Annotated in this window: 16 protein-coding genes, 1 tRNA gene and 1 pseudogene; 3 read left to right on the plus strand and 15 right to left on the minus strand. The window is 64.4% G+C overall.

Annotation, left to right across the window (positions count from 1 at the left end; all coding sequences use genetic code 11):
• Positions 1 to 133: 133 nt before the first annotated feature.
• From dxs to V1280_RS39915, 5 genes are all read right to left on the minus strand, one after another.
• Positions 134 to 2,062, minus strand: a complete 1,929-nt coding sequence (gene dxs, locus V1280_RS39895) for a 1-deoxy-D-xylulose-5-phosphate synthase (RefSeq protein ID WP_334536117.1) — start codon at positions 2,060 to 2,062, stop codon at positions 134 to 136.
• 592 nt (positions 2,063 to 2,654) lie between these two features.
• Positions 2,655 to 2,906 carry an exodeoxyribonuclease VII small subunit gene (locus V1280_RS39900; RefSeq protein WP_008132970.1) on the minus strand — a complete coding sequence of 84 codons (252 nt, stop codon included), beginning with the start codon at positions 2,904 to 2,906 and terminating at the stop codon, positions 2,655 to 2,657.
• A gap of 75 nt (positions 2,907 to 2,981) precedes the next feature.
• Positions 2,982 to 3,911 (minus strand): histone deacetylase family protein, encoded by a 930-nt coding sequence (locus tag V1280_RS39905; protein WP_334536118.1) that lies wholly within the window; start codon positions 3,909 to 3,911, stop codon positions 2,982 to 2,984.
• A gap of 135 nt (positions 3,912 to 4,046) precedes the next feature.
• Positions 4,047 to 5,705: a bifunctional metallophosphatase/5'-nucleotidase gene (locus tag V1280_RS39910; protein WP_334536119.1), complete on the minus strand. Its 1,659-nt coding sequence runs from the start codon at positions 5,703 to 5,705 to the stop codon at positions 4,047 to 4,049.
• 157 nt (positions 5,706 to 5,862) lie between these two features.
• Positions 5,863 to 6,621, minus strand: coding sequence for an enoyl-CoA hydratase-related protein (locus V1280_RS39915; protein WP_334536121.1), 759 nt, complete (start codon positions 6,619 to 6,621; stop codon positions 5,863 to 5,865).
• A gap of 297 nt (positions 6,622 to 6,918) precedes the next feature.
• Here V1280_RS39915 and V1280_RS39920 point away from each other — a divergent pair, with 297 nt between their 5' ends.
• Positions 6,919 to 8,148, plus strand: a complete 1,230-nt coding sequence (locus V1280_RS39920) for an MFS transporter (RefSeq protein WP_334536122.1) — start codon at positions 6,919 to 6,921, stop codon at positions 8,146 to 8,148.
• A 150-nt stretch (positions 8,149 to 8,298) separates the two neighbouring features.
• Here V1280_RS39920 and V1280_RS39925 read toward each other — a convergent pair whose 3' ends face one another.
• Positions 8,299 to 10,077: an acyl-CoA dehydrogenase gene (locus tag V1280_RS39925; protein WP_334536124.1), complete on the minus strand. Its 1,779-nt coding sequence runs from the start codon at positions 10,075 to 10,077 to the stop codon at positions 8,299 to 8,301.
• 252 nt (positions 10,078 to 10,329) lie between these two features.
• Here V1280_RS39925 and V1280_RS39930 point away from each other — a divergent pair.
• Positions 10,330 to 10,404: transfer RNA gene (locus tag V1280_RS39930), tRNA-Gln, on the plus strand.
• A gap of 27 nt (positions 10,405 to 10,431) precedes the next feature.
• Here V1280_RS39930 and V1280_RS39935 read toward each other — a convergent pair.
• Positions 10,432 to 11,388 carry a hypothetical protein gene (locus tag V1280_RS39935; RefSeq protein WP_334536126.1) on the minus strand — a complete coding sequence of 319 codons (957 nt, stop codon included), beginning with the start codon at positions 11,386 to 11,388 and terminating at the stop codon, positions 10,432 to 10,434.
• Between the two features lie 278 nt (positions 11,389 to 11,666).
• Between V1280_RS39935 and V1280_RS39940 the strand changes: the two genes are divergently transcribed.
• Positions 11,667 to 12,128, plus strand: a complete 462-nt coding sequence (locus tag V1280_RS39940; protein ID WP_334536127.1) for a hypothetical protein — start codon at positions 11,667 to 11,669, stop codon at positions 12,126 to 12,128.
• A 63-nt stretch (positions 12,129 to 12,191) separates the two neighbouring features.
• On the opposite strand, the gene V1280_RS39945 is transcribed toward V1280_RS39940, so the two are convergent.
• The 8 genes and pseudogenes from V1280_RS39945 to V1280_RS39975 form a co-directional block, all read right to left on the minus strand.
• Positions 12,192 to 13,184, minus strand: coding sequence for an alpha/beta hydrolase (locus V1280_RS39945; RefSeq protein ID WP_442895265.1), 993 nt, complete (start codon positions 13,182 to 13,184; stop codon positions 12,192 to 12,194).
• A gap of 255 nt (positions 13,185 to 13,439) precedes the next feature.
• Positions 13,440 to 14,540: a DNA polymerase IV gene (dinB, locus tag V1280_RS39950; RefSeq protein ID WP_334536129.1), complete on the minus strand. Its 1,101-nt coding sequence runs from the start codon at positions 14,538 to 14,540 to the stop codon at positions 13,440 to 13,442.
• A 72-nt stretch (positions 14,541 to 14,612) separates the two neighbouring features.
• Positions 14,613 to 15,668 (minus strand): threonine aldolase family protein, encoded by a 1,056-nt coding sequence (locus V1280_RS39955; RefSeq protein ID WP_334536130.1) that lies wholly within the window; start codon positions 15,666 to 15,668, stop codon positions 14,613 to 14,615.
• Positions 15,669 to 15,685: 17 nt separating this feature from the next.
• Entirely contained in the window at positions 15,686 to 17,284 is a 1,599-nt protein-coding gene (locus V1280_RS39960; protein ID WP_442895192.1) for an ABC transporter permease, read from the minus strand.
• Positions 17,285 to 17,319: 35 nt separating this feature from the next.
• Positions 17,320 to 17,463 (minus strand): hypothetical protein, encoded by a 144-nt coding sequence (locus tag V1280_RS46955; RefSeq protein WP_442895266.1) that lies wholly within the window; start codon positions 17,461 to 17,463, stop codon positions 17,320 to 17,322.
• A gap of 497 nt (positions 17,464 to 17,960) precedes the next feature.
• A pseudogene (locus tag V1280_RS46960) lies at positions 17,961 to 18,384 on the minus strand (ABC transporter ATP-binding protein); the annotation flags it as partial.
• Positions 18,385 to 18,388: 4 nt separating this feature from the next.
• On the minus strand, positions 18,389 to 19,396 hold the full coding sequence (locus V1280_RS39970; RefSeq protein WP_334536133.1) for an extracellular solute-binding protein: 1,008 nt from the start codon (positions 19,394 to 19,396) through the stop codon (positions 18,389 to 18,391).
• 29 nt (positions 19,397 to 19,425) lie between these two features.
• Complete coding sequence (locus V1280_RS39975) at positions 19,426 to 20,604, minus strand: pyridoxal-phosphate-dependent aminotransferase family protein (RefSeq protein ID WP_334536135.1); 1,179 nt, start codon at positions 20,602 to 20,604, stop codon at positions 19,426 to 19,428.
• Positions 20,605 to 20,623: the final 19 nt, after the last annotated feature.

Consider the following 20,623-nt stretch of genomic DNA (forward strand, 5'->3'; position numbering starts at 1 on the left):
CGCTCCCTCCCCCGCCTGCGGGGGAGGGCTGGGGAGAGGGTGTCTCCTCAATTGAGAACCCCAAGAGGAGAAAGCCCTCACCCGGATCGCTTCGCGATCCGACCTCTCCCGCAAGCGGGAGAGGTGAACCAGCTCAGGCGAGCTTGACCGTCTCGGTCTTGACGTCCTTGCCGAGCGCCTCGAACACCTTGGCGACGATGCCCTTGGCGTCGAGACCGGCGCGGCCGTACATCGCGGCCGGCGTGTCGTGATCCTGGAACACGTCGGGCAGGACCATCGTGCGGAACTTGACCATGCCGGTGTCGAGCACGCCCTGATCGGTCAGGAACTGCGCGACATGGGAGCCGAAGCCGCCGACCGAGCCCTCTTCCACTGTGATCAGCACGTCGTGGTCACGGGCGAGCTTGAGCACCAGCTCGGTGTCGAGCGGCTTCATGAAACGGGCGTCGGCGATCGAAGTCGAGAGGCCGTGGGCGGCGAGCTCGTCGGCTGCCTTCTCGCATTCGGCCAGACGCGTGCCGAAGGAGAGCAGGGCGATCTTGCTGCCCTGACGGATCATGCGGCCCTTGCCGATCTCGAGGGGAACGCCGACGTCCGGCATCTCGATGCCGCGGCCTTCGCCGCGCGGATAGCGCAGCGCGCTCGGGCGGTCGTTGATCGCGACCTGGGTCGCAACCATGTGCACCATGTCGGCTTCATCGGCCGCTGCCATGATCACCATGTTCGGCAGGCAGCCGAGATAGGCGTTGTCGAACGAGCCAGCATGCGTCGCACCGTCGGCGCCGACCAGGCCGGCGCGGTCGATGGCGAAGCGCACGGGCAGGCTCTGGATCGCGACGTCATGGACGATCTGGTCGTAGCCGCGCTGCAGGAAGGTCGAGTAGATCGCGCAGAACGGCTTGTAGCCTTCGGTCGCAAGACCGGCGGCAAAGGTCACCGCGTGCTGCTCGGCGATGCCGACGTCGAAGGTGCGGTCCGGGAACGCCTTGTTGAAGATGTCGACGCCGGTGCCCGACGGCATCGCCGCGGTGATGGCGACGATCTTGTCGTCCTTCTGCGCTTCCTTGACGAGGCTCTGGCCGAACACGTTCTGGTAGGCCGGCGCGTTCGGCTTGGCCTTCGCCTGGGTGCCGGTGGCGACGTCGAACTTGACGACGGCGTGATACTTGTCGGCGGACGCTTCCGCCGGGCCGTAGCCTTTGCCCTTCTGCGTCACGACGTGGACCAGTATCGGGCCGGTCTCCATATCGCGCACGTTCTTCAGCACGGGCAGCAGATGGTCGAGGTTATGGCCGTCGATCGGGCCGACGTAATAGAAGCCGAGCTCTTCGAACAGCGTGCCGCCGTCCATCATGAAGCCGCGGGAATATTCCTCGACGCGGTTGGCGCGGTTGGCGAGGATTTTCGGCAGGCGCTTGTTGATCTGCTTGGCCGCATCGCGCAGCGTGCGATAGGTCTTGCCGGAGTAGAGGCGCGACAGATAGGCGCTCATGGCGCCGACCGGCGGCGCGATCGACATGTCGTTGTCGTTGAGGATGACGATCAGGCGCGAGTTCATGGCGCCCGCGTTGTTCATGGCCTCGTAGGCCATGCCCGCCGACATCGCACCGTCACCGATCACTGCGATAACGTTGTTCTTGCCGCCGGCGAGGTCGCGCGCGACGGCCATGCCGAGACCGGCGGAAATCGAGGTCGAGGAATGCGCGGCGCCGAACGGATCGTAATCGCTCTCGCTGCGCTTGGTGAAGCCGGACAGGCCGCCGCCGGTGCGCAGCGTGCGGATGCGGTCGCGGCGTCCGGTGAGGATCTTGTGCGGATAGGCCTGATGGCCAACATCCCAGATCAGCCGATCGCGCGGCGTGTCGAAGACGTAGTGGATCGCGGTGGTGAGCTCGACCACGCCGAGACCCGCGCCGAAGTGACCGCCGGTCACCGAGACGGCATCGATGGTCTCCTGACGCAGCTCGTCGGCGACCTGGCGAACCTGCTCGACCTTGAGCTTGCGCAGGTCGTCCGGCGTCCGGATGGTGTCGAGAAGCGGCGTTTTACTGTATGCGTTCACGGCGATTTCCAATTTGTCAGCGCCGGAAAGATCGTTCCGGTGCGCGATGGGTTTGCACAATGTCGGCGCAGCGCGAGTCCTCAAACCGTTCGGAGCCACCTGCATGGGGCAGGGCCCCTTGTTCAAGCTTAGGTGAGCTTAAGTGCGCACCGGTTCAGTCTCTGTGACCCCTGTCACGAAGATCGGCTTCGTCCGTCCCAGCCAATTTCATCAGCAATTTGAAGCGCTTGTCGTCGGAAATCGGTCCCCACGTCAAAGCTAACAAAAAGCCACACTCCGCGCAGCTTTACACCAAAGCTTGGGCCAAAGCCAACCCGCCCAACCGATTACGGGTATGCAGGTGCAACCGGCGGGCCAATTTGGTTAATCGCGGCGCCGGAGGGGAAGTTCCAATCCTGCCCGGTTCCTTGGCAGGATTTTTGGGCGAAGGACAGGGATTTTAGCGGGATTCGCTGGGCCAAAACGCACCGGCGAGGGAACTCGTCAATTCTGGTGCCCGGCCACCCGGCCCGTGAACGGAGTTAGCGGCGTGCGATCTTGAAATAATGCAGGTGGGCGATGCTCGAGATGGGCAGCTTTGGGGCGGCGCCCTTTACTGTACGTCCAGCGGCGCGGTGCCGGTGGCCTGGCCGCTGGCATCGGTGGTGATCTTGTCGACGCGCGCCTCGGCCTGGCGCAAAAGTTCCTCGCAGCGGCGCTTCAGCGCTTCGCCGCGCTCGTAGATCGTGACGGATTCCTCGAGCGGCACCTTGCCGTCCTCGAGTCGCTTCACGATCGTTTCGAGTTCCTCGATCGCGCGCTCGAAGGTGAGCCGGGAGACGTCGACTTGGGTATTTTCGGCCATATCCGTTTCCGATTGCCCGATTCGCTTCTGGTGCAAAACAGCAGAGTTTTGCGGGCTTAATGTGGCGGGTCTGTCTTAAGCGCCCATCAGGGCGCCGACATGCGCCGTAACAGATTCTTTCAGTCCTTGCAGGTCGTAGCCGCCTTCGAGCACAGAAACAACGCGGCCCCCGGCGGATCTGTCGGCAAGATCCATCAGCTTGCGCGTGACCCAGGAATAGTCCTCCGCACGCAAATTCAGCGAGGCCAGCGGATCGCGGTAATGCGCGTCGAAGCCCGCGGAGATGATGAGCAATTCGGGGCTGAACTTTTCGAGTTGCGGCAGGATCAAATTCTCGAACGCCGAGCGGAATTCGGGCCCGCCGTCTTCCGAGGCGAGCGGTGCGTTGACGATGGTGTCGTGATCGCCGCGCTCGCCCTTGGCACCGGTGCCCGGAAACAGCGGCATCTGATGCGTCGAGCAGTACATCACGGTCGGGTCCGACCAGAAGATATCCTGGGTGCCGTTGCCGTGGTGCACGTCGAAATCGACGATGGCCGCGCGCTTGATGCCGTATTTGCGCTGCGCATGGCGCGCGGCGATCGCGACATTGTCGAAGAAGCAGAAGCCCATCGGCTTGCCGATCTCGGCGTGATGGCCGGGCGGGCGCACCGCGACGAAGGCGTTGCGGTGCTCGCCGTTCATCACCGCTTCGGTCGCAGCCACCGCGCCGCCGACGCCGCGCATCACCGCTTCCCACGTGCCAGGGGACATCGAGGTGTCGCCGTCGACATAGACCTGGCCGCTGGTCGGCGCGATGTGACGAAGCTCGGTGACGTAATCCTCGTTGTGGCACAGCGTGACGAGATCGAGATCGCCCTCCGGCGCCAGGTCGCGCGCCAGGAACTGGAAGCGCTCAACCGACAGCGCTTCCTCCACCGCGCGCAGGCGGTCGGGTCTTTCAGGGTGTCCCGGCGGCGTGACGTGGTCGAGGCAGGCCTTGTGGGAAAGGAGAAGCGTGCTCATCAGGTCGGCCTCACAGGGAACGAACTCTCGACGTCGCTTGGCGCATCCGGCGCCAAAACGCAATGCAAAACCCAATCTATGCGTTCCACCGCGAATGGCAAAGGGCTGTCCCGTTCCGCCCAGGTTTGATCCGCATCAATTCACGCGGAGTATGCGGGTCGGCGGCAGCGGGCCGATCGGACCATGTGCCTTAAAGAAGGCAAACAGCGCATCGGCATCATAGCCGCCATATTGCGGCGATGCGCCCTGTTTCGCGATCGTGAAGCCGTCGCCGCCGACGGCGAGGTAATCGTTGACGGTCACGCGGTAGCCGGTACCCGGCTCGATCGGCTTGCCGTTGAGCGACATCTTGTCGGCGATCACGCGTTCGCCGAGCGGCTTTGATGCGTCCCAGCTGTAGCTGAACCCGATCGACACCTGGAGGATCCGCGGCCGCTTCGGATCGAGCCATTGCTGCTCCAGCATGTCCTTGAGCTGGCTGCCCGTCAGCGTCATCGTGACGAGGCGGTTGCGGAATGGCTGGCTCGCGAACAGCTCGCCGTAGGACACCGCGCCATTTTCTTTTGGGATGATGTCGGTTCGGATACCGCCGGGATTGGTGAGTGCGATGACAGCGCTGCCATCCTTGACGTCCCCGGTTGCGGCCAGCTGTGCATCGGCGATGACGTCGCCGAGCGCGCTTTCGCCGGCGTCGTTCGGAACGCGCGACAGCGTCTGCGTCACTGATCCGGCCGACCGGTTGGCAATCGGGGCCGAGAGCTTGTCATAGGCGTCAATCAGCGCAGTCTGTTCGGGATCCTTGGCCAGCGAGGCGTTGGCGACGATGACGTTCTCGGCCCTGGCGCCGACGATGTCGCGTGTTGTCGGATCGAGCTCGAGATCGATTGCGGTGACGAGCGTGCCGTATTTGTCGCCGCTGGTGACCAGCCTGCCGTCGATGTCGCAAACATAGGCACGATGGGTGTGGCCGCTGACCACGACGTCGACGGCGCGGTCGAACTTCTTGACGATGTCGACGATCGGTCCCGTGATCGCCGGGCACTCGTTGTAGTCGCCCGAGGGTTCGCCGCCCTGGTGGATCAGCACGACGATCGCCTCGACGCCGCGTGCTTTCAGTTGCGGCACCAGCGCGTTCACGGTCTCGGCCTCGTCGCGGAATTCGAGCCCGGCAATGCCCGACGGCGAGACGATGCCGGCGGTCTCCTTCAAGGTCAGCCCGATGAAGGCAACCGGGATACCCTCGAATTCCCTGATCTCGTAAGGCGGCAACACGCTCTTGCCGGTCGCGGTCTCGATAGTGGAGGCCGCGAGATAGCGGAATTTTGCGCCGGTGAACGGATGCGGTCCCTGACATCCGTCTTCCGGATGGCAGCCGCCGTTCTGCATCCTGAGCAGCTCGGTCTTGCCCTCGTCGAATTCGTGATTGCCGACCGAGGTGATCGCGAGCCCCATCATCGAGAGCGATTCGATCGACGGCTCGTCGTGAAACATCGCCGACAGGAACGGGCTCGCCCCGATCAAATCGCCGGCGGCGACGAAGATGGTGTTCTTGTGCCCCTCGCGCAATTGCTTGACCAGCGTCGCCATGTACTCGGCGCCACCGGCGGCGACAGCTACCTTCTTGGCTCTGTCCTCGGGATCATTGATGCGGATGCCGCCTGGCGGCGGACGGAGATTGCCGTGGAAATCGTTGATCGCGAGAATGCGTAGCTCGACGGGCGCCACGGTCTGGGCCGCGGCGGGCAGGGCGGTGAGCGCGAGGGCGGCAATGATGAGGCGGGAGGTGTATCGCATGGAACAAGAATAATCGTTCCCCGCGAAGATTTCACGAAAGTTCTCACCGTCATTCCGGGGCGCGACAAAGTCGCGAGCCCGGAATCCATTCATCCACTAAACCTGCGGCTCGATGGATTCCCGGCTCGCGCTACGCGCGCCCCGGAATGACGTGTCCCTACCTCTTCTTCCTGTTCGCGAACGCGTTGAACGCGGCGACCGCCTCGTCCGATTTCAACCGTTCGCTGAACAAATGGCCTTCCTGGTCGATGCGGCGGCTGAGCTGTTCCGGGGCTGCGCGCAGCAATTTGCGCGAGATTGCGACCGCCTCGGCCGGCAGCCGGCAGATCTCGCGCGCCACCTTGCGGGCCTCGACCTCGGTATGTCCCGGCGACACCACGGTGTTGACGAAGCCGGCGGCATGGGCCTCGGCGGCGGTGAAGCTGCGTCCCATCACCAGCATGGCGAAGGCACGCTGGTAGCCCATGGTGCTCGGCATCAGCAGGCTGGCCGCGCCGACCGGCACGAGCCCGAGATTGATGTAAGGCGCCGAGAAGGTCGCGGCGTTGGAGGCAAGCACGTAGTCGCAGTGAAACAGCATCACGGTGCCCATGCCGATCGAGGCGCCATCCACGGCTGCGATGATCGGCTTGACGTTGAGGGCCAGCGAGTAGAGGAATTTGACGCCGTCCGACAGCGTCTCCGGACGCGACGCGTCGGCCTTCATGAAATCGTCGATGTCGTCGCCGGCCGTGAACACGCCGGAGCCGCCGGTGATGATCATGCAGCGGATGTCGGGGTTGTTCTGGGCCGTGTCGATCGCGCGGCTCATCTCGCGATACATGTCCTGGGTGATCGCGTTCTTCTTGCCCGGGCGGCGCAGGGTGATGACGCGCGTTCCACGCTCCTCGGTGACGACGATATTGCCGGTCGGCATGAACACTCCCTGCGGCCGCCGCGGCGCCTGCCGTCGGCGAGTCTTGCGATACTGAGCCTACATGATCCTTCAGGCGTGCCAATCCTGCGGTTGACCATTTCGGCGGCGAAACCCGCGAGCGGTCGCATGACACCCGTCCGGTGATGGCGCTCGTCCGGGAACCGTGGCGCGAAAGCTGCATCACATATGCTGCGGCGTTTTGCGCATTGCAACAAATGGCTACAACGTTTCATTTGAAAAACCGGTGGTTGTGCGTCACGATCAGCCGTCTCGTTCCATGAGGCCGACACTTGATCGATGATTGCCGCAACAGGCGCTGACGAATCCTCGGTTCACTACCGCGGCTGGCGCGTGGTGCTGGCCTGCTTCCTGATGGCCTTCTTCATGTTCGGCTTTGGCCTCTACGGCCAGGGGGTCTACCTCGCCGAGCTCCAGCGCGCCCATGGCTGGCCCGGCACGCTGGTGTCCGCGGCCAGCACCTTCTCGTTCCTGCTGACCTCCGTCCTCGTCATCTTCACCGACGATCTGCTCGCCCGCATCGGGCTGCGGGCGCTGATCCTGTGCGGGCTGACGGCGCTTGGCGCATCGACCGCGCTGCTGGGACTGATGCAGGCGCCCTGGCAGCTCTATCTTGCCTATGCGCTGATGTCGGTCGGCTGGACCGGCATGGGCTCGGTGGTGATCGCAACCGTGCTGAACGCGTGGTTCGCGCGGCGCCGCGGGCTCGCGCTCAGCCTTGCCTTCAACGGCGCCACCTTCGGCGGCATCATCCTCGTTCCGGTCTTGTTGGCGCTGAGCAGCAGCATCGGTTTCCGCTCGGCCATGCTGGCGGCCACAATCGTGATGGTGGTGCTGGTGCTGCCGGTGGTCGTCGTCTTCACCAGCTGGCCGGTCGACGCGTCGCCGGATGCGGCAAATGTCTCCGGGGGCAAGGCCGCGCGTCATTCGCGGAAGGAGCTGCTCGCCAACGCGTCATTCTGGACCATGGTGCTGCCGATCGCGATCGCGCTGTTGGCGCAGATGGGATTCATCATCCACCAGGTGACGTTTCTCGAGCCGCTGATCGGCCGCGCCAGTGCCGGCCTCGCGGTCACCATCATGGCGGCGATGGCGGTGGTCGGCCGGCTGTCGCTGGGCCTGTTCGTCGACCGGCTCGATCCGCGGCTCGCCTGCGCGGCGTCGATGACGAGCCAGGCGGCGGCGCTGCTCGTTCTCCTGCAAAGCCAGAGCCCGACCGTGCTGCTCTTGTGCTGCGCCGTCTATGGCTTCTCGATCGGCAACATGATCACGTTTCCGCCCCTCATCATCCAGCGTGAGATCGGCAGCTCCGCTTTCGCGGCTGCGATGGGGCTGGGGACGTCGATCAGCGGCATCGTCAGCGCCTTCGGCCCAGGCATCATCGGCCTCGTGCGCAGCGTGAGCGGTGATTACACGATGGCGTTTGCGATGTGCGTGGTGCTCGACGTCGTCGCGGCCGGCATCGTGCTGTGGCGGCCGGGAAAAAGGGCCGAGGTGGCAGCTTCGTAGCCCGGAGGGAGCGCAGCGCGCCCTACACATTCAGTGTCATCGCCCGACTTGATCGGGCGATCCAGTACTCCGAGACGCTTGCGGTTCATTGAGAAGCCGCGGCGTACTGGATTCCCCGCCTTCGCGGGGAACGACAGCGAGAAGGTCGCCTTACCCCAGCAAAACCGCATCCGCCGCCGCGACCGACTCCGCGCTCTCCGTCACGGTGCGCTCGAGCGCGCCCGCCTGCACGGTGATGTTCTCGGCGAAGAAGCGCGCGAGCGAGACGTAGCGCGCCGCTTCCGTGTTGCCGTCGGCCTTGGCGGCGAGCGCCTCGGAGGCCAGCATGCAGCCGCCGAGCGTCGCGCCAAACTGCTGCAAATACGGCGTCGCGCCGGCGAGCGCCTCGTTCGGCGCAGACGTGACGCGCTCCAGCAGCCACTTGCTCGTCCGCGTCAGCGCCTCCAGCGCCTCGCGCAACTTCACGCCGGTGGTGCCGAAAGCGGGATCGTTCGAGGCTTCGACCTGCTTGACGGTGGCTGAAAGCTCGTCGAGCAGTGCCCACACCGCCGCACCGCCGTTTGCCGCGAGCTTGCGCGTGACGAGGTCGATCGCCTGGATGCCGTTGGTGCCCTCATAGATCGCGGTGATACGGGCATCGCGATAATGCTGCGCGGCGCCGGTCTCCTCGATAAAACCCATGCCGCCATGCACCTGCACGCCGAGATAGGCGACCTCGTTGCCGATATCGGTGGAATAGCCTTTCGCCATCGGCGTCAATAACGCCGCGCGGGCGGCAGCATCGGCGCGAACCTTGGGGTCCTTCGCGCGCGTCGAGACGTCGATCGCGACCGCGGTCGCATAGCAGATGGTGCGCGCGGCCGCGGTCTGAGCCCGCATCCGCATCAGCATGCGCTTGACGTCGGGATGCACGAAGATCGCATCCGACCCGTCGCCCTTCTTGCCGATGGCGCGGCCCTGCTTGCGCTCCTGGGCGTAGGCGAGCGCCTGCTGATAGGCGCGATCGGCGACGCCGACGCCCTCGAGGCCGACGCCGAGGCGGGCCTGGTTCATCATGGTGAACATGCAGCGCATGCCCTGGTTCTCTTCGCCGATCAGGAAACCGATCGCGCCGCCATGGTCGCCCATGGTCATGGTGCAGGTGGGCGAGGCATGCATGCCGAGCTTGTGCTCGACGCCACTCGCAAAGATGTCGTTGCGGGCACCGAGCGAGCCGTCTTCATTGACCATGAACTTCGGCACGAGGAACAACGAGATCCCCTTGGTGCCGGCGGGCGCATCCGGCAGGCGCGCCAGCACGAAATGCACGATGTTGTCGGTCATGTCGTGCTCGCCATAGGTGATGAAGATCTTCGTCCCCTTGATGCGATAGGTGCCGTCGGCCTGCTTCTCGGCGCGGGTGCGCAGCGCGCCGACGTCGGAGCCCGCTTGCGACTCGGTGAGCTGCATCGTGCCGGTCCATTCGCCGGTGACGAGCTTTTCGAGATAGATTTTCTTCAGCTCTTCGCTGCCATGTGCATCAAGCGCCTCGATCGCGGACGCCGTCAGCAGCGGGCAGAGGCCGAAGGCGAGATTCGAGGCGCTCCAGATCTCGGTGCAGGCGGCGTTGATCGCGGTCGGCAGGCCTTGGCCGCCGAAATCCTCCGGCCCCGAGACTGCATTCCAGCCGCCCTCGGTCCAGCGCTTGTAGGCATCCGGCCAGCCCGGCGCGGTCGTGACCTTGCCGTCGTCGAGCTTGATGCCGTGCTCGTCGCCGACCTTGTTGAGCGGCGCCAGCACGTCGGTCGCGAACTTGCCGGCTTCTTCCAGCACCGCGGAGACGATGTCGGCGTCGAAATCGCCGTAATGGCCGGCTTCCAGGGCGGCCTTGAGGCCGGCGCCATGGTTGAGCGACAGCAGCATGTCAGAGATCGGCGCGCGGTAGGTCATGGCTCACTCCCGAGGACAGGTTTGGCGCCGTATTCCCATGAAACGCCGGAGGTCTCAATGGGCGGGAGGGCCGGGGCCGGGCAGGGATCGAGCGGGGATCGAGCCTATAATAGAGTGTGGCCGGACCGGCCCCGGCCCCGCGGTATTTTGCCCCTCCAGGCGGTTGAAATGCCGCGCCGCACCCTATAGACCGGCTGCGACCAGAGGGAATCTGCGGGGGCCGGTTCGTCCGCCGTTCCCCTCGTCGCCTGATGGGGCGTAGCCAAGCGGTAAGGCAGCGGATTTTGATTCCGCCATTCGGAGGTTCGATCCCTCCCGCCCCAGCCAGCTGATATTGCTCGTCAAATTGCCTTCTCAACTCGGCCTTTGCGGTTTGCTGCTGTTTGGTGATGGGACCGCTGAGGCTTGCCGTTCCTTTGCTTCGTAATATTCAGCCGAGAACTTGATGGACCATCGCGCGAAGAACGAACGCAATTCCTGAGTGGGCTTCTCGACGCCGAGATGCTCTGCGACATGCGCCTCGCGTAACCACCTCACCGCCGACGTGAGGCCGGCAATGCGCTCGAGCCTCTCAACCGCCGCGATCCCGGCGATCTCTGCCTGCCGATAGCGAAGGCCGACCTTCCTGATCACATGCACGCGCTTGATGATGTCGTAGCCCCTGAAGACGAGCTGAACGAAGGGATGTTTTCTGGCCTGCGGCCAGGCTGCCGGATAGACCGGTAGCACCAGAAGCTTGCTCTTCGCGATGACCGTTGCGAGCGGATGCAGGAGTTGCATCCAGGCTGGCCAGGACGTGACCTTGGCAAGCAATATCGCGTGCATCGCCGTTGCCGCACCGAAAGAGATCGGCAGCCAAAGGACCGCGCACAGGATCACGAGCAATGCGGCGTTCGGCGTGAGATGCCGGCAGGTTCTGAACACCCATGCCATGCCGCCTTCAAACGCATCATGCACAGCATGTTCGAACGTTCGATAGCTGATCTTCCGCCGGAACCACGACCAGTTTCGGCGAATCGATCTACCCCACTGTCGACGCTTCGCGGCGGACAGGGGAAGGAAGCGCACCGCGCCATCGATGACAGTAACGATGGCATCGCCGACAAACCTGGCCGCGAAGAGCGGAAGCCAGACAATCTGCATTGCAAAAGGGAAGGCGTAGTCAAGCATCCGCATCAAGATCGAAAGAACGAAACGCAGGATCTTGTTCGTGGCGAGCGCGACAACAACAAGCGGGATGATAATCACATCGTCGAGCGCACCGCGAAAGCGGCTTTCCTCGGTCCATGCCGGGTGACGACCATCGGTCACGGTGCACCGTCCGGGCTGAGTGCCGCCTCAGATTAGCACGTTGCAAGCTCGAGCGGGGCCTCAGGTGCCAGTCGGTGGGCGACAGCGAGCACTCCGCACAAGAGGCCAGTTCGCATGACCCGCGTTAACCCTGTCTCTGATCTTGTCCCGTGGGCGCGCCGGCTGGTTCAGTTCTGCCGCCAAGCCGCCTTATTGGATGTCTGCAATTGGTCTCCGATTTTCGCGAGCTTATTTTTCGGCTTTGAACGAGGCGTCTCGTTCGGGAAGCGTGAAATCAGATGAAGGCGGCTCTCATCCTCGTTGGCTTCGGTACACTCGCGATGATGGAGCTTGAGACAGCGCCGCGCATGACAAAGCCCGTGAACGCGCCGCCCGTTCAGGCGACCGTCGGGTTACGCGTCTCAGCCGATACGCTGACGACGGCAGACCGGCTCGAAACCCCGCACATGCAATCTGAGGCGCCTCCGCAGGCGGTCGCCTTGAGCGAACCGATGCCTCGGCCGGATCAAACGGCGACTGTTGCGCAAGAGCCTTTGAAGATCATCGAGCCACACCAGCGCACCGCAAGCGAAGGAAAATTCGCGGTCATGCTGCCTAGACCTCGGCCCGCGCAGGGAACGTCCAAGGCAATTGCGAATGCCAAGCGCGCCAAACCAGTCGCGGAGGTCAAGCCCTGCCGGTCAGGCGTCTTCGATGGCTTGTTCAAGGCATTGAACCTGTCAACGGGCTGTCAGAGCTAGCCCCAACCTCGCGCATGCGTCAGAGCAAACACGCCGTGCCGACGAACCGCGGCCACGGCGGATTCACGCGGCCACGCTATCAATCGAGCGCCGTATCACCTGGCGCACCTCCGCATTCGACAGGAACAGGTCGTGGTTGATAACGCCCCAGCCTGCCTCGGACGCATCGACCACGCGCACCCCGAGCCCTTCGATGGCGGTCTTCTCGGCAGCGCCGACCCTTGTCATCCCACCAGCGATTTGCCCCGACAATGCCAGCGCGCGGTCGTTTGTTGCGGCGATGACGGTGATCTTGCGCGAAAGCGGACCGATGCGGTTGATCGACGACGAGAACACGTCCATGTCGATGTCCGGCGCGGCGAACACCACGGCACCGATCTTGCCCGCAACGGCGTCACCAGATCGCGCGTAGAGCTGGCGCAGGCTTTCGAGCGTGAGCATGGTTCCCATGCTGTGCGCGACGATGTGGACGCGGCCGGCGCTTGAACTCGTCACGACAGATTGCAGCACGCGTTCGAAGCCATCGCGGGACCACATTGCGCTGTCGCGGTCATAGGCATAGTCGAACAGTCCAGCCTTCGAGGGCCAGGAGAATACCATCGTCTGGCCGCGGAACCTGATGCCATCGGAGAGATGCGCAGCATCGAGCGCCGCTGTCTCGAACGTCTGCTTGAAACCGTGCACATAGATGAGAACATCTGGTCCGCCGCCGGCCTGCGCGACAAGACTGCCGACATCGCCCGATACCGGCTCGACCCCATCAAGACGCCAATCGCCAAGTCCGGCTGCAGCCAGAGAGAAACGGCTGTCACCAGGCGGCACGAGCTTCGCTCGTGCGACGGTCATCGTAGAAGCCCGCTCTGGCCCGAACCACGGCTTCGACCGGCCGCCGTTCACTGGCTTGCGCGTGGTTACGACGAGCAACGTAGGGTCGACCGAGAGCGACGAAGCGTCGTAGCGTGCGCCGGTAGCACCCAAGCTGGCGCATCCGCCCAGCGCGACAACGCAGGCTGAGGACGCAAGCCCGCCAAGGAGCGCACGGCGGGACGCAATCACTTCGTGTTGCACTAAACGTTGGATGATCACGGAACCCTCAGGAACTGCCCCCTGGAGGAGCCCGCCCCCTGCGCGTTCCTGAACGACGATGGCGGCGAGAAAAGGGCGGGTGCCGCACGCCGCTTTTTCCAAATGCGGATTGAAATCGTCGAACAATCAAACAGGTCGTGGTTCGGCTATTCGGAGGTTCGATCCCTCCCGCCCCAGCCAGCGTTCCGTGCCCCGAAATAGTTGATCAGGCCATCCCGGTTCGGATCAGATGCCAAAGGTCAGTTGCGGCTCCGCATCGTCTCCGAGCTGAAGGGACGACAGCGATACACCCAGCAGCCTGACGCGCTTGGGCAACGGCATCTCGACTTCGAGCAGGCCGCAGGCGAGGCGCTCCAGTTCGTCGCGACCTGTGACCGGCGCGAGGAGAGACCTGCTGCGTGTGATGATCTCGAAGTCGGCGAACTTGATCTTCAAGGTGACGGTGCGGCCGCGGCTGCCGATCGTCTCGCAATGGCGCCAGACCTTGTCGACGAGGGGACGAAGCTCGACGACCAGCGCGTTGAATTCCAAAAGGTCGGTCGAGAACGTGGTCTCGGCGCCGATGGATTTGCGAATCCGGTTGGCGCGCACCGGTCGTTCGTCGACACCGCGCGAGATCCAGTAGTAATAGGCGCCCGACTTGCCGAAATTCGCGTTCATGAACTCGAGCGTCTGGTTGCGGATGTCGAGACCGGTGAACAGGCCGAGGGCGTTCATCTTCGCACCTGTCGCCGGCCCGATCCCGTGGAACTTGCCGACGGGCAGCGTTTCCACAAAGGCGGGTCCCATCTCGGGGGAGATCACGAACTGACCGTTGGGCTTGCGGTGATCGGAGGCGAGCTTGGCCAGGAACTTGTTGTAGGAAATGCCCGCCGACGCGTTGAGGCCGGTCTCGGCCTTGATCTTCTCGCGGATCCGCAGCGCGATGTCGCGCGCGAGCGGAATGCCTTGCAGGTTCTCCGTCACGTCGAGATAGGCCTCGTCGAGCGACAGGGGCTCGATGATCTCGGTGTGCTCGGCAAAAATCTCGCGGATTTGCCGGCTGATCGCTTTGTAGACCTCGAAGCGCGGCCTCACGAAGATCAGGTCGGGACATTGCCGCTTCGCGGTCACCGATGCCATCGCCGAACGAACGCCGAATTTGCGCGCTTCATAGCTCGCCGCGGCAACCACGCCGCGCTCGGCCGAACCGCCGACAGCGACGGGCTTGCCACGCAGCTCCGGATTGTCGCGCTGTTCCACCGATGCGTAGAAGGCATCCATGTCGATATGGATGATCTTGCGAACGCGTACTGTGTCGCCTTCCACGGTGCCGGGTTCTCTCATGCGCGGATGATACAATCGGGCCGCGAGAATCGCGAGGTCTGGCATTTGAACCGAGGCGGCGGCTTACCACGCTCAGCCTCCGCTCGTCGCATCAAGGACGAGCGCAATGACCTCGTCGGCTTCCTGATCGGTGCTGTCGAAGTGGGTCACGAAGCGGATGACGTCCTGGCCGCGTCGCGCGAATGGCAAGCCGGCCGCAGCGAGCCGGTTGATGGCCAAGACAGGCAGGTTGATGAAAACCAGATTGGCTTCCACCGGCGCAACGAGCCAAACGCCGGGCAGTGCGGCGAGACCCGCTCCAAGACGCGCAGCCACGGCATTGGCCTTGGTCGCGAGCCGCAGATAAAGGCCGCCCTCGACGTAGGCGAGCAGCTGTGCAGACGCATAGCGCATCTTCGACCAGGTCTGGCCGGCGCGGCGAAGCCGATAGGACAGGGGTTCGACGAGGTCTCGGTCGAAGACCACGATCGCATCCGCCGACATAGCCCCGTTCTTGGTCGCGCCAAAGGACAGGATGTCGACGCCGGAGCGCCAGGTCATCTCCGCCGGGCTGCAGCCGAGCCGCGCCAGGGCGTTGGCGAAGCGGGCGCCATCCATGTGAACAGACAGATTCTTGTCGCGGGCGATTGCACTGATCTCCGCGATCTCGGCGAGAGAGTAGACGGTGCCGAATTCGCTGGACTGGGTGATCGACACCGCGTCGGGCTGCGAGCGATTGCGGACGCCCCAGGCCGTCCCGGTGAGCGCCTGGCGCAGGAGCCCCGGCTCGATCCGAAAGTTCGGGCCGGGCAGAGTGAGGAGCTTCGCGCCGCCTGTGAAGGCTTCGGTCGCGCCGCCTTCCGCCGTGTGAACATGCGCCTCTTCGTGGCAGTAGATCGCGCCATAGGGTCGCGCGCAGGCCGCGAGCGAAAGGGCATTGGCTGCCGTGCCGGTCGCGACGGGGAAAACCGTAACCTCGGTCTCGAACAGCGTCGAGAAACGCTGGTTCAGCAATTTCGAATAATCGTCGTCGCCGTAGGAAGCGGCCGGCCCGCGATTGACCTCAGTGATCGCCTGGAGAATCTCAGGCGCGACCGGCGCGACATTGTCGCTGCGAAAGTTCGGGAGCGTCCGGGTTGCTTGGTTCATAACGTCCTGTCCTGCCGTCATATGACGGTCGCTTCCTGCTTGTTGACGCGCCGGTTGATGAGAAGCAACGGGATCGCGGTGACGAGAATGAGGACCGCGGCTGCGGCGGCAGCTAAGCCTGCGCCGGTGCCTTCGATCGCGTGATACATGACGACGGTCGTGGTCGCCCAACGGCTCGAATAGAGCACGATGGTCGCGCTCAGCTCGGATGCGGCCGTGATCCAGACGAGCACGAGGCCGCCGACAAGACCGCTCGCCATCAGCGGCACCGTCAGACTTGCGAATGTCTTGCTTGGCGAGACCCCGAGATTGATCGAGGCCTCCTCGAGCGACGGATCGAGCTGATGCACGATCGCCGAGGACGACCGGATGGCGAAAGGCAGCTTGCGGACGACATAGGCGATCACCAGGATCAGCCAGCCGCCGGTCAGGACGAGAGGTCCGCTGTTGAAGGCGACGATCAGGCCGATCGCCAGGATCGTGCCCGAGACCGCAAACGGCACCATGCCGACGAAGTCGAGCAGTCCTGACAGGCGGGAGCGATGCCTGGCGACGACATAGCCGATCGGCGCACCGATCAGCATGGTCGCGATCGCCGCGACGCTCGCAAGCGTCAGCGTGTTGAGCAGCGGCCGGTAGGAGCCGGAGAGAAGCGTGTCGTAATTGTCCAGTCCCAGCTCCCAGGTCAGGACGGGGCCGCGGAAGCGCAGGACCGAAACCATCAACACGGCGGCGAAGGGCAGCAGCGAGACGATCACGATGCCCCAGCTCATGATCGCTGCAGCGAGCCGCAATCCCGGTGTCAGCGATAGTTTTGCGGGCGCGCTGCGCGCGCTGGTCGAGAAGCGGCGCTTGCCGAGATAGTGGCGCTGAACGAGCAGCGCGAGCGCGGTGCAGGCGATCAGGAGCACGCTGAGTGCGCCCGCTGCCGCCGGGTTGGCATCGGACTCGCCGGCGAACAGCTTGAAGATGTCGACGGCCAGGAACGGCCGGTCTTCGGCCAGCACCGCCGGCACGCCAAAGTTCTCCAGCGCCTCGATGAAGACCAGGAGGCCGCCGGCCAGGATCGCCGGCATCACGATCGGCAGCAGGACGGTGCGGACGGCGTAGGACTGAGAGCCACCGAGATTGCGCGCAGCCTCCTCCATCGAGGCATCGACGGCCTGAAAGCCCGCCAGCACAGGCATCACCACGTAGGGATAGAGCGTCAACGTGAACACGATCACGATGCCGGGCATGCCGTAGATCGAGCCGATCGGGATGCCGATCCCGCGCAGGGCCGTGGTGACGACGCCGGCATGGCCGAACAATAGTACCAGAGCGTAGGCGCTGACGAACGAGGGAAGCACCAGCGGCAGCGACGCCAGCGTCAGCAGCAGCGCGCGGCCCGGCACATCAACCCGGGCGAGGCAGAAGGCGAGCGGGATGCCGATGGCGCAAGCAAGGCCTGTTGCGAGCGCCGCCGCGAGCAGACTGTTGCCGATCGAGCCGAGATAATAGCGGCTCTTCACGATCGCGGCGTAGTTGCCGAAGGTGAAGGCGCCGGTGCCGTCGATCCGGATGCTCGCATCGAGCACGAGCGCCAGCGGGTAAAGCAGGAAAACCGCGAGCAGCACCAGGGACCCCAGGGCCACGATGGCGGCGAAGCGCTTCATGGCGCAGGGAACGCAATGATCTGGGCGGGGTCATAGGCAAGAACGAGCGGCGCGCCGGGCAGGGCATCGAACGCTGCGCCACCGAGCGCCGAGACCCGAAGCCGGGTGCCGTCCGGCAGAGTCGCGTGGAGACGCTGCACCGGGCCGAGAAATTCACGCAACGCCAGCCGCGCTTGAACGCGAGGACCGTCGGGGTGTCGTCGGCGAGCCGCAAGGCCTCCGGCCTGAGTGACAGCAGGACCGGTGCGCCTGGTGCTGCGATCTCGCCCCGAACCGTGAACTCGGTTCCGGCGGCGGCGACCTGGGTGTTGCGGCCGTCGAAGGCTTTTGCGACGCCCGGCACCATATTGGTCGAGCCGAGGAACTCGGCCACGAAGGCGGTCTGCGGCATCCGGTAGATGCGCTCGGGTGTGTCGACCTGCTCGACCTTGCCGTGCCGCAAGACGGCGATGCGGTCGGAAATGGCGAGCGCCTCCTCCTGGTCATGCGTCACATAGATCGCGGTCAGGCCGAGCGCCTGCTGCAATTGACGGATCTCGATCCGCATCTCGGTCCGCAGCTGCGCGTCGAGATTGGACAGCGGCTCGTCGAACAGGAGCACCGCGGGCTCGATGACGAGGGCGCGGGCGATGGCCACGCGCTGCAGCTGACCGCCCGAGAGCTGATGTGGCGAGCGCGGACCATAGCCGGCAAGACGCACCCGCTCGAGCGCCTTGTCGACGCGCGACTTGATGTCGGCTGACGGGACTTTTCTCGCCTTCAGCCCGTAGGCGACATTTTCGGCCACGGTATGGTTCGGAAAGATCGCGTAGTTCTGAAACACCATGCCGGTGTCGCGGCGATGCGCGGGCAGACCATCGATGCCGCCGGTCACCGAAGGAAATCGATCCGGATTCAACCTCGATGAAGCCGGCGATCATGCGCAACAACGTCGTCTTGCCGCAGCCCGACGGCCCGAGCAGCGTGAACAGCTCGCCATGCGCGATACCGAGCGAGATGTTGTCCACCGCGCGCACCGCGCCGAAGGTGCGCGTCAGCTGTTCGATCCGGATCGCGGTCATGAAATCAGCGCGTATCCTGGATCGTCGTCTTCAGCCGCGCGAGAGTGTCACGCCGCGCCGCTTCCCATTTGGCATCGTCGTAGGGCAGCACCTTGATCGCCGAGAAGGGCAGCATGCCGGGTGCGACGGCGCCGAGATCGATATCCTGACGCGCAGGCCGCCGGAATGTCGCCTTCAGCAACATCTCCTGCACATCCTTGCTGGCGAGATAATCGACGAGCTGCTTGGCCGCCTCAGCGTTCGGTCCGCCTTTCAGAATGCCCGCGCCCTCGACGACGGCGTGCGTGCCCTCGGCCGGATAGACGACGTTCACAGGTGCGCCGTTGTGGGCCCACAGGAAGCCGGCATATTCCAGCGTGATGCCGAGCGGATATTCGCCGCTGCCGACGCCTTCGAAGACCTGCGTCGAGCGATTGAGCACTTTTGCGTTCGCAAGCAGCTGGCCCATCTTGGTCCAGGCTGCATCGCCTTCTCCCCAATGCGACAGAAGCAGTGTGGCGGCCGCATATGAGAACCCGGAATTGCTGGGGTCGGTGAAGGCGAGTTTGCCCTTCAGTTTCGGGTCAAGGAGATCGGCCCAGGATTTCGGCCCGCTGTCCTTGTCGATCGCCTTGGTGTTCTCTCCGATCACGACGACCTGGATGTTGGTGCCGAGCCAGAGGTCCTTTGGATCCCGAAACTGCGCCGGCACGGCGTCGCGGTCCTTGGCCGGGTAGGCCTGGAGATACGGGCTCGCCAGCCGCAGGATCGTCGCGCTGACGCCCCAGATCACGTCGCCTTGCGGATTGGCGGCCTCGGACGTGATGCGACGGACCAGCACGCCCGATCCGGTCGACACCACGTCGAGCTTGATTCCGGTCGCCTTGGCAAAGCCGTCGGCGACGAGCTTGTTCACGGTGCCGTCGTTGGCCGAATAGAGCACGACATGCTGCTCGGCAGAGGCCAATCCGGCCGCAAGGAGCGAGACCGCCAGCGCGACGCCGCGGGCAAGGATCGAGGCCGGAGTTCTCATCGTGTTCGCCTTTTCGGTTCTGTTGTTGCTTATTTGGTTCTGGCGAGATGTTCGGTCGCCGCCTTGAGCCCGGCACCAGCTTCGACCGGGAGGCCGAGCTTGGTCAAGACGTCTTCGAGATGAAGCAGGTCGGTCAGGATGGTTGCGGCGCTGAAGGCCCCCATCGTGCCAAACCGGATGACGCGGCCGGAGAGACGGTTGCGTGCTCCCGCGATTACCGTGCGATGATCTTGGTAGAGCCGCCGCACGATCGTGCCGCCCTCGAGCCCGTCAGGCACCCTGAAGACGACGACGGTGCTCGAGCGCGGTCCGCGCTCGCAAAAATCCGCAAGCCCGAGCGCCGCGCCGCCGGCGCGCAGCGCACCGGACAATTGCTCATGGCGCACGAGCACGTTCGGGAGGCCTTCCTCGTGCATCATGGTCAGGGATTCACGCAGGCCATAGAGAAGGCTGACCGGCGCCGTGAACGGAGTCTCGTTCAGTTCAATAGACTTCAGCGCCCGGCGGAAATCCCAGAAGAACACCGATCGTCGCTCGTCCTGCTCGATCACGCGCCACGCCTTGGGGCTCACGCTGGCAAGGGAAAGGCCCGGCGGGCACATCAGCGCCTTCTGCGAGGCCGAGACGACGATATCGACGCCCCATTCGTCCTGCCGCATCGCGATGCCGCCGAGGCCGCTGACGGAATCCGCGATCAGCAGCGTGGGCCGGTCGCGCACCAGCGCGCCGAGCGCCGCAAGATCGGCCACCATTCCGGTCGAGCTCTCGTTGTGGACGACGACGATGGCGCGATAGCTGCGCTCGCGCAGGCGAGCCTCGACCGCGGCAACATCGATGGCCTGGCCCCACTCGGTCGCAACGGTGTCGACCGAGATGTTCATGGCCTTGGCGATCGAGGTGAAGCGTTCGCCGAACTGGCCATGCTCGATCACGAGGATCTGGCTATCCGGCCCGACCACGTTGACGAGGGCAGCCTCCATGACGCCGGTTCCGGAGCTCGCAAAGAACATGACGCGATTTGTCGTGCCGAGGACCGGACGGATCATCTCCTCGGTCTCGCCGATCGCGGTTTTGCACTCGGGACCACGATGATTGACGATCACCCGTGCTGTGGCCTGTCGCACCCGTTCGGGCACTTCAGTGGGGCCGGGAAGCCGAAGGCGATATCCCGTTGCGGGAATGGCGGATGGCGTGTCTGTCGTCGTCATAGCTTGAAGTCACCGTTCT

Origin of the sequence: Bradyrhizobium sp. AZCC 2230 (genome assembly GCF_036924495.1) — a bacterium.
In the GTDB taxonomy this organism is placed as follows: Bacteria; Pseudomonadota; Alphaproteobacteria; order Rhizobiales; family Xanthobacteraceae; genus Bradyrhizobium; species Bradyrhizobium rifense.

What these genes read in the sequence shown, in the direction of transcription:
- V1280_RS39900 (WP_008132970.1), bottom strand. Translation starts at nt 2,906, where the DNA reads ATGGCCGAAAATACCCAAGTCGACGTCTCCCGGCTCACCTTCGAGCGC.
- V1280_RS39905 (WP_334536118.1), bottom strand. Translation starts at nt 3,911, where the DNA reads ATGAGCACGCTTCTCCTTTCCCACAAGGCCTGCCTCGACCACGTCACG.
- V1280_RS39910 (WP_334536119.1), bottom strand. Translation starts at nt 5,705, where the DNA reads ATGCGATACACCTCCCGCCTCATCATTGCCGCCCTCGCGCTCACCGCC.
- V1280_RS39915 (WP_334536121.1), bottom strand. Translation starts at nt 6,621, where the DNA reads ATGCCGACCGGCAATATCGTCGTCACCGAGGAGCGTGGAACGCGCGTC.
- V1280_RS39920 (WP_334536122.1), top strand. Translation starts at nt 6,919, where the DNA reads ATGATTGCCGCAACAGGCGCTGACGAATCCTCGGTTCACTACCGCGGC.
- V1280_RS39925 (WP_334536124.1), bottom strand. Translation starts at nt 10,077, where the DNA reads ATGACCTACCGCGCGCCGATCTCTGACATGCTGCTGTCGCTCAACCAT.
- V1280_RS39940 (WP_334536127.1), top strand. Translation starts at nt 11,667, where the DNA reads ATGAAGGCGGCTCTCATCCTCGTTGGCTTCGGTACACTCGCGATGATG.
- dinB (WP_334536129.1), bottom strand. Translation starts at nt 14,540, where the DNA reads ATGAGAGAACCCGGCACCGTGGAAGGCGACACAGTACGCGTTCGCAAG.
- V1280_RS39955 (WP_334536130.1), bottom strand. Translation starts at nt 15,668, where the DNA reads ATGAACCAAGCAACCCGGACGCTCCCGAACTTTCGCAGCGACAATGTC.
- V1280_RS39970 (WP_334536133.1), bottom strand. Translation starts at nt 19,396, where the DNA reads ATGAGAACTCCGGCCTCGATCCTTGCCCGCGGCGTCGCGCTGGCGGTC.
- V1280_RS39975 (WP_334536135.1), bottom strand. Translation starts at nt 20,604, where the DNA reads ATGACGACGACAGACACGCCATCCGCCATTCCCGCAACGGGATATCGC.